The sequence below is a fragment of the Winogradskyella ludwigii genome, from assembly GCF_013403985.1.
Lineage (GTDB): Bacteria > Bacteroidota > Bacteroidia > Flavobacteriales > Flavobacteriaceae > Winogradskyella > Winogradskyella ludwigii.
Window position 1 is genome coordinate 741,293 of record NZ_JABFDF010000001.1, and the last position, 16,199, is coordinate 757,491.

Below are 16,199 nucleotides of genomic sequence, written 5' to 3' on the forward strand. Positions count from 1 at the left end.
AACGAGTATAATACTAGCTTGAAATTTGGTGTTCATATGGCTAACTTATTTAATTTTAATTTCTGTTTTAGTTGATATGTTCCATTTGAGAGAAACTCTTAATGTCTTTGTTTTCGAGTCCCATACTCCATCAACTTTTTCATTCGAAACTTTAATTCGTTTGGGTTGTTTTTGAATATTGTGAATTACTAATTCTATATTTTTAGTTTGAGATGTATAATTTGAACCAATTTCTGCATCAAATCTAATTTTTAACCAAACTCCTTTTTTCTCTGCTTCAAACTCTAAAAGTTCATAGCTACCTTTTTCAAGGGCATTAGCTGTTACACCATCATCATTGTAAAACTCTCTTTTACTTTCTAGAACCGTTACATCATTATAATAATGTAATGTCATGGAATTGCTATCGTACTCTGACGTTGAACTTACCAAATTTGCCATTGGAATAAAAGCACCTGCTCTCACGAAAGTTGGGATACTATTTTCTTTTAAATCATAACCAGCAATACTTCCTCCTTTATGGATTTTATCCGTATAAAAATCGAACCAATTAGCTGTTTCAGGAAAATAAATCACTTGATTTTTTGCCTTCGCATAAGTTACAGGTGATACTAAAAAGTCTTGTCCCCAAAGATAAGTACTATCGTCAGTTAAAAGAATTTCTTTAGAATCTTCAAAAAATAATGGGCGCATTAAAGGTGTACCATATTTATGATTTTCATAAACCAAGTTATAGTTATATGGCAATAATTTGTATCGTAATTCAATCGCTTCTTTAGCTAAAGCCTTTGCTTTTTCACTTCTAAATACAGGTTCACTTGGTACATCTTCTTGGGCATGTGGTCTAAAAATAGGATTAAACACTCCATATTGTAACCAACGCGCATAAAGTTCGTCATCTAAATTTGCACCTGCAAATCCGCCTAAATCAGAATGCATATAGGCTAAACCTTGCATTCCCATTTGTAGAGCAATTTCTGGCTGACTTTGTAATCCTCCCCATGTTCTGTTTACATCTCCAGACCATGGAATCATTCCGTAGCGTTGCGAACCAGAATAACCTGCTCGCATTAGAATGAATGGTCTTGTATTTGGAAAATCGCGTTTGTAACCATCGTAGATTAACCGTGCCCAATCGTGTCCGTAAATATTATGAACTTCATCTGCGCTTCCTGTATGATGTTGTACCCAACTTGGATGTACTTCTGGCTCTCCTAAATCTCCCCAAAATCCTGCAACTCCTTTGTTTGCTAAATCTTTATATATATCCCAAAACCACTCTTCTGCTTCAGGTTTGTAGATATCTATAAGTCCCGTGTTACCAAAGTAGAAATCATATTTGGCAGGATTTCCAATAGAGTCTTTGGCTAAAATATCTTTTTCAACGGCTTCATCCCATTTTTTAGATGTGCTTAAAATAAAAGGTTCTGTTATCGTAATTGTTTTTACTCCTTTATTATTCAGACGTTTTACCATACCTTCAAAATCAGGAAAGGAATCTCTAAAAACTTCAAGATTTCCCATAGTACCTTTTAGATCTTTCCCGAACCAATATAAATCGAGAATTATAGCATCTACAGGAATTTCCTCTTCTTTAAATTTACTAATAGTCATTTCAACTTCTTCCTGAGAATGGTACCCAAAACGGCTTGAAAAATTCCCTAAAGCCCAACGTGGTAACATGGGTTGTTTCCCTGTTAAGTCCGTATAATTATCTGTAATGTCATACCAAGAATCGCCAACGATAACTTGATACGTTTTACGACCAGAAATGGTTTCGTATCTCAAGGTATTATCTCCTTTGCTATCTAAGTCTAAAAAGCCGATTGGTGCGTTATCGAAGTGAATCATATAGTTGTTAGACGACAATACAATTGGTAATGTAAAGTTCATTAACTCACTATGCGTTTCGTAACCATAATGCGCTCTGTTATAAAGTTGCAAACGGTTTCCTCTACGATTCATCCCTAAAGCTCTTGCTCCTCCACCATATAAAACTTCATCCTTTGTTAGATTGAATTCTATAGTTTCTAAACTATCGTTTTTAACGTAACCTGTTTTTTCTGAAACAATAAAATTGTTCTTATAATAATATGAAATTTGAAATGGTGATTTCGTTATAGTAACATACAAACCATTGGTTTTTAAAACTACATCATTTCCTCTGTCTGTAATTTCAAAACGGGAATTTTGAGGTTTTGCAACAACAGCATGAGATTGCGATTGTAAAGATTCTCCATTAGGCACAAATGTAGTTTCAATCATTTCTGAAGAAAATGGTTTAATGATGTAGTAACCATCATTAACTTCAACCTTAAAATCTAAACCTTGTTTTACTACACTTTTAAAAACACGATTGGTATTTTGTGCATTAATGCATACAAATGAAACCAGTGCTAGGATATAAAATATTACCTTTTTCATCATTATAGTTTTGTTGTAAGTATGGTAACTCCTTTAGATTTCAATTCCAAATTATCTCCCCAAATCATAGTTTCTCCTGAAATAACATTCTTAAGGGTTTTACCTTTTAATCCCATTTCTGTATAATTATTTAAATCTATTTCAATTGGTTCGTCATTCTTATTAAGAATATGCACAACGGTTTCATCTCCTTTGGTACGCGATAAAAAGTAGGTTCCAGATAATGGTGCATAATGCATAGTTTTACCATTATGAATGGCTTCACTTGTTTTTCTGTAATTCAATATTTTTTTTAGGAAGATTTGCATATCCTTTTGTGAATCTGTTAATCCTTCTCCTGTAAATGCATTTACAGAATCCCCTTGCCAACCACCTGGGAAATCAGTACGAATTAATCCATGATCTCCAGGATTATCAAAATCATCCATTAAGATTTCTGTTCCATAATAAATTTGTGGAATTCTAGGCATCATTAATAAATAGCTTAAGGCCATTTTTGTGTTTACAACATCACCTTTTAGCTGCGTAAAAATGCGACTCATATCATGGTTATCCGGAAATGCCATAATATCTTTTGGCGATGTATATGCAAAATCATTCGCTAAACCTTGATACATTTTAACCAATCCGTTATCCCAAGATTCCGCTTCGTTTAAAGCATCAACTATATTTTTCTGCATGGCAAAATCCATTGATGATTTTAAATTAGAATCATAACCATCTTTATTGACGTGTCCTTCTTGCCAATACGCAATTAATAAAGGATTGTAACTCCATTCTTCACCAACGATTGAAAAATTTGGATATTCCGTCATTATAGCTCCTGCCCAATTACTCATAAAATCTTTATCTGAATAAGGATACGTATCTTGTCTGATTCCTCCTAAACCAAGCATTTCAACCCACCAAATACTATTTTGAATAATGTAATTGGCCATAAACGGATTCCGCTGATTTAAGTCTGGCATACTTGGGACAAACCAGCCATGAGCCATTTCTAAATAGTCTTTTTTGGAAGCATAAGGATCTTGATTTGTTGTACGTCTATGATTAGACATTTTAGTGGTTTCCCTATTCCAATTCGTTTTATTTTCTTCGTAATAATCTTGATAATTTACCCAATCTTTAAAAGGTAAATCTTTCATCCACCAATGTTCTAAACCACAGTGATTAGCTACCTGATCCATTATGAGTTTCATATCACGGTTTCTTAACTCATCTGCTAAAGTTTTATAGTCCGCTAAAGTCCCGAATCTTGGATCCACTTTATAAAAATCTGTCATAGCATAACCATGATAAGAGCCACTTGGCATATCATTAACTAAAACAGGACAAGGCCAAACTGTTGTAAAGCCCATATCTTCAATATAATCTAAATGTTCTGTAATTCCCTGGATATCTCCTCCATGCCTAGCATAACCATTAGTTCTATCGATACCTTGTTCTAATAAGCCACCAACCTCATCATTCTCTGGATTTGCATTAGCAAAACGGTCTGGTGTAATTAAATATATGGCATCAGAACTATCAAAACCAACATATGCTTCTGCAGGATTCTTACGTGATTTTAACTCGTAAGTTTGAATTAATTCTGAATCGTCTTCAAGAGTAAATTTAATATTGAATTTCCCCGCTTTTGCAGCTTCTGAAATATCTAAATCTAAGAAGAGGTAATTTGGACTATTGGCTTTGTTTACCTTTTCTAAGGTAACTCCGGCGTATGAAATTATTGGTGTGGCATTTCCAATGTTTGGATGCTTTACTAATAATTGTAATTTCTGATTTTTAAAATCTATCCACCAATTTGGTGGCTCTACACGTTCAATATCATTTCTGATTTCAGTTACCGTTTCTGAAATAGTTTCTTTTTCTTTTGACGTGTCGTTTTTACATGAAAACACCGTTATAACTATTAAAACTATTAGGATATGTTTTAGTGTTCTCATTTGTGTGTATGTGTTAAAATCTAATACCTACAGGGTTTTAGAAACCTTGTAGGATATTAGGATAAATATATTTAGACCTGCTAGATTTGAAAAAAACCATTAGGTCTTATTTAATTAAACAGTTACTAATTGTTTAGAACTAATAGTAACCTCTTTACCATTAACTAAAATTTGTAAATCATTATCTCCTTCTAATTCAAAACGAGTTTCATCTTGACTAACACTCACTTTAATTATTTGATGTCTAAAATTCACTTTAAACGAATAGCCTTTCCATTGACTTGGAATTTTTGGTTCAAAAGACAACGTATCATTTTTAATACGCATACCACCAAAACCTTCTACAATACTCATCCAAGTCCCAGCCATTGAGGTAATGTGCAATCCTTCGTGAACTTCGTGATTATAATCATCTAAATCTAAACGTGATGTTCTTAAGTAAAAGGTATACGCTTGATCCATTCTGTCTAACTTCGCTGCTTGAATACTATGCACGCAAGGCGATAATGAACTTTCGTGAACTGTAAATGGCTCGTAAAAATCGAAATGACGCTCTAACTCTTCTGTTGTAAATTGATCTTCGAAGAAATACATACCTTGAAGCGTATCTGCTTGCTTAATATAAGGTGAACGTAAAATTCTGTCCCAAGACCATTTTTGGTTAATTGGTCGTTGTGTTTGGTCTAAATCTGCAACCGTTATTAATTCTTTATCTAAAAAGCCATCTTGTTGAAGAAATATATTATGTTCTTCAGAATATGGAAAATACATATTATCTGCCACATCTTTCCAAAGTGCTAATTCTTCATGCGTGATTTTCGTTTTACCTGAAATTCTTTCAAAATCATTGCTATGACCTTCCTTTACTTTTTCAATGGTTTTTAATGTATAATCGATACACCATTTTGCAATATAATTAGTATACCAATTGTTGTTAACGTTGTTTTCGTATTCGTTTGGTCCCGTAACACCAAGAATCATGTATTTGTTCTTATTGGTAGAGAAGTTTGCTCTTTGATGCCAAAAACGTGCAATTCCGATTAAAACTTCAAGTCCCATTTCTGGAATGTAACTAAAATCGCCTGTATATCTGTAATAGTTAAATATTGCAAAAGCAATGGCTCCGTTTCTATGGATTTCTTCAAAAGTAATTTCCCATTCGTTATGGCATTCTTCACCATTCATGGTTACCATAGGATACAAAGCAGCTCCGTTTTTAAAACCTAGCTTTTCGGCATTTTCAATCGCTTTTTCTAAATGATTGTATCTATATGCTAATAGTTTTCTTGCTACACTTTGGTCTTTTGTAGCCATGTAAAATGGAATACAATACGCTTCTGTGTCCCAATACGTACTTCCACCATATTTCTCTCCTGTAAACCCTTTTGGTCCAATGTTTAAAGTTTCATCAGTACCTAAATAGGTTTGATTAAGGTGGAAAATATTAAAACGAATACCTTGTTGTGCTTTAACATCTCCGTCTATAGTGATGTCAGCCATATCCCAAATTTGAGCCCAAGCTTGTTTTTGGTCTTCTAATAATTTAGTAAACCCAGCAGTAGTCACTGTTTTTAAAGTCGTTTTTGCCGCTGAAACTAATTCATTTTTATCATGATCACGATCTACAGTGTAACCACCAAATTTATGAATTGTATACGTTTCGTTTTGTTTTACACCATATGAATAACTGAAAGACACTACACTAGCATCTGATGCAAATTTAGGTTCTGTTAACACCGATTTACCATCAATGAATACCTTAGACTCCATAAACGTACAGGTGTAAAAATCTGTTTTCATGGTCTTAGCCTCTATAAAAGCTTGATGATTCTCATGGCTAACTTTTAATGTATCCCAAAACTTGTCGTCCCAATTGGTATCTTCATTTGTAATACCTGAATCTAAATAAGGCTGAAACGTAATTTCTGCATCCGAATTTAGAGGTGTAATATTAAAATTAATAGCACCAACCTCATCTAAATCTAAACTTAAAAAACGTGTTGTTTTAACTTCAACTTCAATATCATTTTGAAGTGTTGCTACAAAACTTCGCGACAACCAACCTTCTTTCATGTTCAATTCGCGGCGGAAGTCTTTTATATTTTTACAAGCAAATAAATCGAGTTGCTCGTTATTGATGGTAACATTAATACCAATCCAGTTGGGTGCATTTAATACTTTTGCAAAATATTCTGGATAACCATTTTTCCACCAACCTACTCTTGTTTTATCTGGATAATAAACTCCAGCAATGTAGCTTCCTTGAAATGTTGGGCCTGAATATTTTTCTTCAAAATTAGCGCGTTGTCCCATCGCTCCATTTCCGATGCTGAATAAACTTTCTGATGCCTTAACCTGACTTGGGTCAAATCCTTCTTCTATAATTGACCAATTGTTTGGGATGATGTAATCTAGGTTCATGATAATGTTATTTAAAAATCTCAATACGAGACGTTTTACTTCTGTTTAGTTTTCGATTAAAGATTTTATAAAATCATCAGAGATTTCTGTAAAATCATTAAATACATATGTTGCATGTCCTAAAACATCTTTACTTCCTATACCTATTGAAATCATATTTGCTGTATTAGCCGCAGTAACTCCTGCGACTGAATCTTCAAAAACGATACAGTCTTCTGGCACTATATTTATTTCTTTTGCTGCAATAAGAAATACCTCAGGATCTGGCTTTGCTTTTGTAACATCATTGCCATCTACAATAGCATCAAAATCTGCCATGAGATTAACACGTTCTAAAATTGTACGTGCATTTTTACTTGCAGAACCTAATGAGATTGGCTGCTTGTTTTCTTTTAAAAAGTTTAAAACTCTGGGAACATCTGGTAAGATTTCATTAGTATCCATTTCTGCAATGAAACTTAAATATTCTTCGTTCTTTTTACCCATAAGTTCGTTGAACAACTCTTGAGAAATCGTTTTATTTCCCCACGCCAATATTTTTTCTAAAGAGCGCACACGACTTACTCCTTTTAATTGCTCGTTTTCTTCTTCTGTAAAATCGATATCTAAACCTTTAGCCAGTCTCTGCCATGCTAGAAAGTGATATTTTGCAGTGTCTACAATAACACCATCAAGATCGAATATGAATCCTTTTTTCTTCATTTTTATTATTTATTCTGTAGGTTGATAAGAAATTGCTGCTTTTTCGGTAATTAAGAAATTACAAAGTCCAGCGATTATTAAACTTAATCCTGCAATGGTCATTGCATTAATTGCATCCTCTCCTAGAAGACTAGAAATAAAATTAATACCACCAAGCGCAGCAATAATTTGTGGGATTACAATAAACATATTAAAAATGCCCATGAACATCCCCATTTTTTTAGGATCTACTGAACTAGAAAGCATGGCATAAGGCATGGAAAGAATACTTCCCCAAGCAATACCTATTAATATGAAACAATATTTTAATTCTTCAGGAGAGACCACTGACATTAATAAGAAACCTGCTCCTCCTATTATTAAGGATAACATGTGAACATATTTTCTATTAACATTTCGTTTAGCCGAATAAAACACAAACAACAAGGCAAAAGCCATCGATGATAATCCATAAACTCCCATTGCGGAACCTACTGAATTTGATGCTTTTTGAAAAGCCGTATTTTCAATATCAAATGCTTCTTTATCTGCAGCATTTGTCATATCAAAATTCGCTTCGATCGGTGCAGGTGTTTTGTAAACATGCTCTGTTAAAGCTGGATTAGCCATACTCCACATGGTAAAAAAGGCAAACCAACTGAAGAATTGAATGATGCCTAATTTCTTCATCGTAGAAGGCATATTTCCTATGTTATTAGTAATATCTGAGATAAAACTACTCTTCTTTGCTTTCTCTCTTTCGAATTCTTCCATATCCTCTGGAGGATATTCTGAAGTTGTAAAAACGGTATAAAGAATACTGATTAGGAATACAAATGCTCCAATAGCAAACGCAACCTTCACAGAGTTTGGTACTACACCAAGATCTGCAGCATCACTTACTCCCATTTCTGAAACTAACCAAGGTAAATTACTAGCTACCCAAGTTCCTATTCCAATAATTAAAGTTTGCATTACAAAACCATAGGTTCTTTGAGACTCATCTAATTTATCGGCCACTAAAGCTCTAAACGGTTCCATTGACACATTAATAGATGCATCGAGAATCCAAAGAAAACCTGCGGCAATCCAAAGCGTTGGCGAAAATGGCACAAAAAATAAGGCTATGGAGCTTAATATTGCTCCAACAAGAAAATAAGGTCTACGTCGTCCCCATTTTGGACTCCAAGTCTTGTCACTCATGTAACCAATAATAGGTTGCACTAGTAAACCAGTTAAGGGAGCTGCAATCCATAAAAGTGGAATGTCATGCTTATCTGCACCAAGGGTCTGAAATATTCGTGACATAAAGCCACCTTGCAAAGCAAAACCGAATTGAATTCCTAAAAACCCGAAACTCATGTTCCAAATTTCCCAGAATCCGAGAATACGCTTTTTCATGAAATAGTATGTTTTAATTAATACTATTCTGACAAGCTTAGCTTATCAAAACTTATGTGAGAAGTGAAAATATAAGTTTTGAATAAGTGGCAAAGATATAAAAGATTTTAAAACGGCAATGATAAATTTTTATTTGGTAGAATCTCGCTCAACTAATTCTGTATTGATTACTATAGTCTGAAACTGCTCTTCCTCTTCATTAAACTCAGTTTCTATTTTATCAATTAATAGATCAGCTGCTCGCTCTCCCATAAGCTGTGCATGCTGACTCACAGTGGTTAAACTAGGTGTAGAATGCTTAGACAGAACGCCATCTGTAAAGCCAATAACCTGTATATCATTTGGTACGTTTAGCCCCATTTTTCTAGCGACTTTCATAGCAGACAAAGCATATAATTCGTTTACCGCAAATACAGCGTCAATATAATCATGAGCTTTAAAAAGTTGTTCAATTTCGCCTTCTAATTTCTCTAAATGAACCTCGTAATCAAGGGTATCGTCCATTTTAAGTATCAATTCGGCTTCAGGTGTTATCTTATTTTCTTGCAAGGCCTCTAGATAACCTTGCGTTCTTAACTTACCAACACTTACATAATCTTTTGTTGTAATTAGAGCAATATGTTTACAGTCGTTAGAAATTAATTTTTCTACTGCATTTTTCGCACCATTAAAATCATCTACTATTACTTTATCGCATTTAATCTCTGAAACCACCCGATCAAACATTACAATAGGCATACCTTGATTCATGGTTTCATTATAGTGGTGATAATCTTGCTGTAATAAGGTTTCTTTAGACATGGAAAGAATAAATCCGTCTATACTTCCATTAGCAAGCATTTCCATATTTATAACTTCCTTAGAGAAAGACTCATTGGACAACCCAATAATAACATTATACCCTCTATTATTGGCCACTAACTCTACTCCTCTAATTACTTTAGAGAAAAAATGATGTACTATTTCAGGAATTATAATTCCTATAGTATTTGTTTTTCTATTTTTAAGACTAAGGGCAATGTTATTGGGTCTATAGTTATACAACTTAGCAAATGCTTGTACTTTCTGAATCGTATCTGCACTTATTTCCTTACTATTTTTTAAAGCTTTAGAAACTGTAGAAATAGAAACATCTAGTTCTCGAGCAATTTGTTTTAAAGTTATTTTTCTTCTCATTTTAGCTATAATTATGCAACGAATATACTTGAAAAAACAAAATTAGATATTATCAATATCCTATTTTTAAAACTAAATAGTACAAATCCCCTATTTTTTTCATTATTTTCCTAATAATATCATTTTATTTTAAAAGTTTTTAACACGCAAACGTTTTCGTGACTTTTGTCATATTAATTAACACAACAATCCTATTAAATTTACCTAGATTTAACCCGAGAAGTGAAAATATAAACAAATTAACTAAGCAATTAACTTAAATACATTGTATGAAAACAATCTTAAATGCTTTACTATTCTGTCTCATTATTCTGCCAGCAACCTTGATGGCACAATCTACTGTTACAGGTAGTGTTACAGATAAAGCAAACGCCATGCCTCTACCTGGTGTAAATGTAATTATTAAAGGTACTTCCAGAGGAACCTCTACGGATTTTGATGGTAAATATTCCATAGAACTAAGTGAAGGTGAAGTTTTAATGTTCTCTTATGTTGGTTACACCACACAAGAGATTAAATTTACTGGTCAATCTACTATTGACGTGGCCATAGAAGAAGATGCAGCTCAATTAGATGAAGTTGTACTTATTGGTTACGGATCTACGACAAAACAAGATGCAACAGGTGCCGTTGAAAAAGTAGGCGACGAAGAGTTTAATCGTGGTGCTATTGTAGCTCCTCAACAACTTATTTCTGGTAAAGCTGCTGGTGTACGTGTAACATCAAGTGGTGGTGGCGCCGGTGAAGGTGGTGAAATTAGAATTCGTGGTGGTGCTTCTTTATCTGCTAGAAATGACCCTCTTATTGTAATTGACGGTTTACCTATTGATCAAAGAGGTGGTGCACAGGGTAGTAGAAATGCATTGAATGCTATTAACCCAGCAGACATTGAGGATTTTGTTGTCTTAAAAGATGCCTCTGCAACAGCTATTTATGGATCTAGAGCTTCTAACGGTGTCATCTTAATCACCACTAAAAAAGGTAGTGCGAATCAACCTCTTAAAATTGAGTACGGTTTACAAGCTTCTACTAGACGTGTTACAAATACAGTTGATGTATTAACAGCATCAGAATACAGAGCTTTAGCGTCAAACCCTAGCTTTGATTCTTCTACTTTAGGAAACGCAAGCACAAATTGGCAAGACAAAATCTATACTACAGGTACAGGTGCTATACATAATGTAACAGTATCTAAAGGTTATGAGCACTCTAATTTCCGTGTTAACTTTAACCATGCATCACAAGAAGGCGCACTTAATGACCTTTATGAAAGAAACGGTGTAAATGCATCTTTTGTTCAACGATTATTAGATAACGATTTAAAATTGACGTTCGTAGGAAAAGCAATTCAAGATGAATATGCTTATGCTAACTCTGGAGCTATTGGTGCTGCAATTCAGTTTGACCCAACACAATCTGTTAGGGATGAAAATGGAAATTTCACACAATATGGTACAACAGCTAACTTAGCACCTGTTAACCCATTATTTCTATTGGAAAATTATGAAGATAGACAAACGATACAACGTGTGATCGCTAACTTTAATATCGATTATAAAATTCCGTTTTTAGAAGGTCTACGTTTTAATTTAAACGCAGGTATTGATTACGCTGAAAATGATGGCCACAAATTTATAGCTGCAAACCCTAATAGTCTAGGGGCATTTAACACTAGAGAAGTATCAAATGGTTTAAATAGAAATACATCTTTAGATTTCTACTTAAACTATAAGAAAGAGATAACATCTATCAATACAAAAGTTGATCTTACTGCAGGACATGCTTTTCAAGAATTTTATATAGAAAGCTTTTTTGATAGAACTACAAATACTAATACTACACAAATAGACATTAATAGAAACGCTTTAGAATCTTATTTTGCAAGAGCTAGTTTTGATATCGCTGATAAATATTTAATTTCTGCAAGTTTTAGAAGAGATGGTTCTTCTCGTTTTAGTGAAGATAACCGTGTTGGATATTTCCCAGGAGTTTCTTTAGGTTGGAAATTAATGAATGAAAGTTTCCTTGAAGATTCTTTCTTTTCAAATTTAAAATTGAGAGCTGGTTGGGGAGTTACTGGTCAGCAAGAGGTAGGAGATAATTACGGATACTTAGGTACCTATACACCTTCTAGAAATGACGCTGCTAATATACAAATAGGAACAACACCAACTGGTGAACCTATTTTTATATCAACTTTACGTCCTGAAGGATTTGATGAAAACTTAAAATGGGAAGAAACGACTCAATATAATCTAGCTTTAGATTTTGGATTCTTTAATAACAGACTTACAGGTACTATTGACGGTTACTATAGAGAAACTGAAGATTTACTATCTAGTGTACCAGTCCCTGCAGGTGCTAACTTAACAGATATTCTTTTAACAAACGTTGGTTCTGTAACAAGCAAAGGTTTAGAATTATCTTTTAATGGAGTTATTTTCCAAAAAGAAAATTTTGGATGGGATACAAATTTTAATATCACATTTCAACAACAAGAAATCACTTCACTTAGTTTAAATGACGATCCTGATTATGTTATACCAACAGGAGGTATTAGTGGTGGTGTTGGTAATCAAATTCAAATATTAAAACCTGGCTATGATCCAACTACATTTTTCGTATTCCGTCAAGTTTATGATAGTGAAGGAAACCCTATTGAAGGTGCTTACGTAGATATTAACGGAGACAACCAAATTACAGAAGCTGATAGACAAGCTTATAAAAAAGCTACACCTGATGCATTTATTGGTTTCACCAATAACTTTAGATATAAGAATCTAGATTTAAACTTCACTTTTAGAGGTAGTTTTGGAAACTATGTTTACAATAACAGTGCTTCTGATCGCGGTAATGCTAACGCTGTAATAAATCAACCTAGTTACCAAGGTAATGCTCATGCTAGTTTCCTAGACACTGGTTTTACAAGTCAAAATTTATTTTCAGACTTATATATCCAACGAGCAGATTTTGTAAGATTAGATAATGTGTCTATAGGTTATACTATTCCTTTTGAAAAAATGACATTAAGAACATCATTAACAGCTACAAATCTGTTTGTGATTACTGAATACGACGGGTTAGATCCTGAAATTTCAAGTGGTATTGAAAACAATTTTTACCCAAGAACACGTGATATTGTTTTAGGCTTAAACTTTTCTTTCTAAAAAAAAATGAAAAATAATTATATAAACAACAAAGCTATGATGTTAAGAACAATTAAAAGTATTTTAGTTGTCTTCACTCTTGCACTTTTTGTGCAATCTTGTGAAGAACGATTAGACTTACAACCAGAAGACAGCCGTCTTACTGGAGAAGCAGCTTTTGAAGATCCAGAATCTTACGAACAATTTCTAGCGAAAATTTACGCTGGTATTTCATTAAGTGGACAAGAAGGTCCTGCAGGTGCAGCAGATTTAGCTGGATTAGACGAAGGGTTTTCAAACTACTTAAGATTGTATTGGAAAATGCAAGAGCTAACCACGGACGAAGCTCTTATTTCTTGGAACGATGGTACGATTCAAGATTTACACGGACAACAATGGACTGCTGGTAATGAATTCATTAGAACTATGTATAGTCGTTTAATGTATCAAGTAGCATTAACAAATGAGTTTTTACGTCAAACTACGGATAGTAAATTAAACGACAGAGGTGTTAGTAATGAACTGCAAGCAGAGATTCAAACTTATAGAGCAGAAGTTCGTTTTATGAGAGCTCTTACCTATTGGCACGCTATGGATTTATATGCAAATCCTCCTTTTATAACTGAAAACGATCCTATTGGTGCATTTTTACCTCCTCAAATTCAAAGAGCAGATTTATTTGAATATGTAGAGTCTGAATTGTTAGACATCTTAGATGATTTACCAGAACCAAATGCAGATCCTATTGTATATTACGGTAGAGCAGATAGAGCTGCTGCATGGATGGTACTTGCTAAAATTTACCTTAATGCAGAAGTATATACTGGAACACCACGTTATGCAGATGTTATAACTTATACTAATAATATTATTGATGCAGGTTACTCAATTCCAAACATACCTTATGCTTATTCATTTTTAGCAGATAACGATTCTAACGGAGCTCAAAACGAAGTTATATTCACAATTCCTTATGATGGCCTTAGAACTCAGGTTTTTGGAGGAATGACATTTATAACACATGCAGCTGTTGGTGGATCTATGGATCCTGTAGATTTTGGAATTAACGGTGGTTGGGCTGGTATTAGAACAACACCTACATTAGTTGAACAATTTCCTGGTGAAGAAAATTCTAATGATGGTAGAGAGTTATTCTATACTGATGGTCAAAACAAAGATATTGCAGACGTAAGTACTTTTACAGAAGGTTTCGCTATATCAAAATACAAAAACGTAGATATTAATGGTAATCCTGGTTCAGATAGTTCTGGAGACCATACTGATATTGATTTCCCAATGTTTAGGTTAGGTGATGTCTATTTAATGTATGCTGAAGCTGTACTTAGAGGTGGTGGAGGTAGCATGAGTAATGCTGTTACCTATATTAACGAACTTAGAGGCCGTGCTTATGGTGATACTAGTGGAAATATAACAACTACAGACTTAGATTTAGATTTCATTCTAAGTGAGCGCTCTAGAGAATTATATTGGGAAGCTCATAGAAGAACCGATTTAATCAGATTCAACCAATTTTCTAGTAACGGAATTTGGCAATGGAAAGGTGGTATACAGCAAGGTACAACTACAGATTCTTTTAGAGATGTAATGCCAATACCTGCAACAGATTTAGGGATCAACACCAACTTAGAACAAAACACAGGATACTAATTAACAACAACAATAAATATGAAAAAATTATCAATTTTAGGCCTTTTCATCTTTGCCTTAATAAGTTTTAATAGTTGTGAAACGGAAGATGACATTGTCTTCACAACACAAACAGCTGAAGGATTTGTATTTACAAATTCAATTATAGATTCTTATGTACTTACAGCAAGTACTTCAAGCAATCTAGGTGAGAGATTCACATGGGCAAGTGCAGATTTTGGTGTATCAACAAATACATCTTACGAATTACAAAGCTCTATAACAGGTGATTTCACAGATGCTGCTATTGTTAACACAACCACAGGCAACGAAATCGCAATGACTATTGGTCAGATGATGAGTGTTGCAACTGAAGCAGGTTTAGATAATGATCCTGATTCAGCAGAACCAAATACAGGTTCTTTTTCAGTAAGAGTAAGAGCGCTTACAGGAGATACAGGTGGAGCTGACGATGTATTTTCTAATGTTTTAGTTATTAATGTAGAATTATTAGAAGGAGGCGGATCTGGTAGTAGCGGAATTGCTTTATCTACATGGGGAATTGTTGGTTCTGGTTATAATGATTGGGGCGGAGCTGGACCTGACGGACAGTTTTACACAACTTCAGAAGCTGATGTTTATGTTGCATATGCTACACTTATTGACGGTGAGATTAAGTTTAGAGAAAATAATGAATGGGTAAATGACTTCGGTGATGATGATGCTGATGGCACATTAGAAACTGGTGGTGCTAATATTGCAACAACTGCAGGTACTTATAAAATAACTTTAGATATTGCAAATGCTACCTATACAATGGAAGCATATTCTTGGGGTGTTGTTGGTTCTGGTTATAATGATTGGGGCGCAACTCCGGATGCTAAATTCTATTATGATTATACAACGGATACATTTAAAGTTGATGTACAATTAATTGATGGTGAGGTTAAATTTAGATTGAATAATGATTGGGTAACTGAATTTGGTGGAGATAATATCCCTGTTACAGCTGGTCACTATTCTATTTCTATTAATTTAAATGACAACACTTATACGCTTGAAGCATCTGACGTTTGGGGAATTGTTGGCTCTGGTTATAATGACTGGGGAGCAACTCCTGATTTTGCTTTAACTCAGGTTCAACCAGGTGTATACTATGGTGATGTAGCAACACTACTTGATGGAGAGATTAAATTTAGACAAAATAATGATTGGGCTGCTGATTTTGGTGATACTGGAATTGATGGTACATTAGATGCAGGTGGAGATAATATTGCTGTTACTGCTGGTTTATACCGTGTACAAATGGATACCAATGCTGGTACTTATATGTTGAATAAAATTCAATAAACAAGGG

At 34.0% G+C, this 16,199-nt stretch carries 9 protein-coding genes; 3 read left to right on the forward strand and 6 right to left on the reverse strand.

Annotated elements, in window-relative coordinates; all coding sequences use genetic code 11:
• Nucleotides 1–45: 45 nt before the first annotated feature.
• From HM981_RS03075 to HM981_RS03100, 6 genes are all read right to left on the reverse strand, one after another.
• The gene (locus HM981_RS03075) at nucleotides 46–2,427 is read right to left on the reverse strand and encodes a glycoside hydrolase family 31 protein (RefSeq protein WP_317167154.1); all 2,382 of its coding nucleotides are present in this window, start codon (nucleotides 2,425–2,427) and stop codon (nucleotides 46–48) included.
• Nucleotides 2,427–4,370, reverse strand: coding sequence for a glycoside hydrolase family 13 protein (locus HM981_RS03080; RefSeq protein ID WP_179337109.1), 1,944 nt, complete (start codon nucleotides 4,368–4,370; stop codon nucleotides 2,427–2,429). The genes HM981_RS03075 and HM981_RS03080 overlap by 1 nt, the downstream gene beginning before the upstream one ends.
• 114 nt (nucleotides 4,371–4,484) lie before the next feature.
• Entirely contained in the window at nucleotides 4,485–6,791 is a 2,307-nt protein-coding gene (locus HM981_RS03085) for a glycoside hydrolase family 65 protein (protein WP_179337110.1), read from the reverse strand.
• A gap of 45 nt (nucleotides 6,792–6,836) precedes the next feature.
• Entirely contained in the window at nucleotides 6,837–7,493 is a 657-nt protein-coding gene (pgmB, locus tag HM981_RS03090; RefSeq protein WP_179337111.1) for a beta-phosphoglucomutase, read from the reverse strand.
• Between the two features lie 9 nt (nucleotides 7,494–7,502).
• Nucleotides 7,503–8,873 (reverse strand): MFS transporter, encoded by a 1,371-nt coding sequence (locus HM981_RS03095; RefSeq protein WP_179337112.1) that lies wholly within the window; start codon nucleotides 8,871–8,873, stop codon nucleotides 7,503–7,505.
• Nucleotides 8,874–9,002: 129 nt separating this feature from the next.
• Complete coding sequence (locus HM981_RS03100; RefSeq protein ID WP_179337113.1) at nucleotides 9,003–10,049, reverse strand: LacI family DNA-binding transcriptional regulator; 1,047 nt, start codon at nucleotides 10,047–10,049, stop codon at nucleotides 9,003–9,005.
• 269 nt (nucleotides 10,050–10,318) lie between these two features.
• Between HM981_RS03100 and HM981_RS03105 the strand changes: the two genes are divergently transcribed.
• From HM981_RS03105 to HM981_RS03115, 3 genes are read left to right on the forward strand one after another with little or no spacing between them, the layout of a single operon-like run.
• Nucleotides 10,319–13,216, forward strand: a complete 2,898-nt coding sequence (locus tag HM981_RS03105; RefSeq protein WP_179337114.1) for a SusC/RagA family TonB-linked outer membrane protein — start codon at nucleotides 10,319–10,321, stop codon at nucleotides 13,214–13,216.
• Between the two features lie 6 nt (nucleotides 13,217–13,222).
• Nucleotides 13,223–14,863, forward strand: coding sequence for a RagB/SusD family nutrient uptake outer membrane protein (locus tag HM981_RS03110; RefSeq protein ID WP_246286095.1), 1,641 nt, complete (start codon nucleotides 13,223–13,225; stop codon nucleotides 14,861–14,863).
• 18 nt (nucleotides 14,864–14,881) lie between these two features.
• Nucleotides 14,882–16,192, forward strand: coding sequence for a SusE domain-containing protein (locus HM981_RS03115; protein ID WP_179337115.1), 1,311 nt, complete (start codon nucleotides 14,882–14,884; stop codon nucleotides 16,190–16,192).
• Nucleotides 16,193–16,199 lie beyond the last annotated feature (7 nt).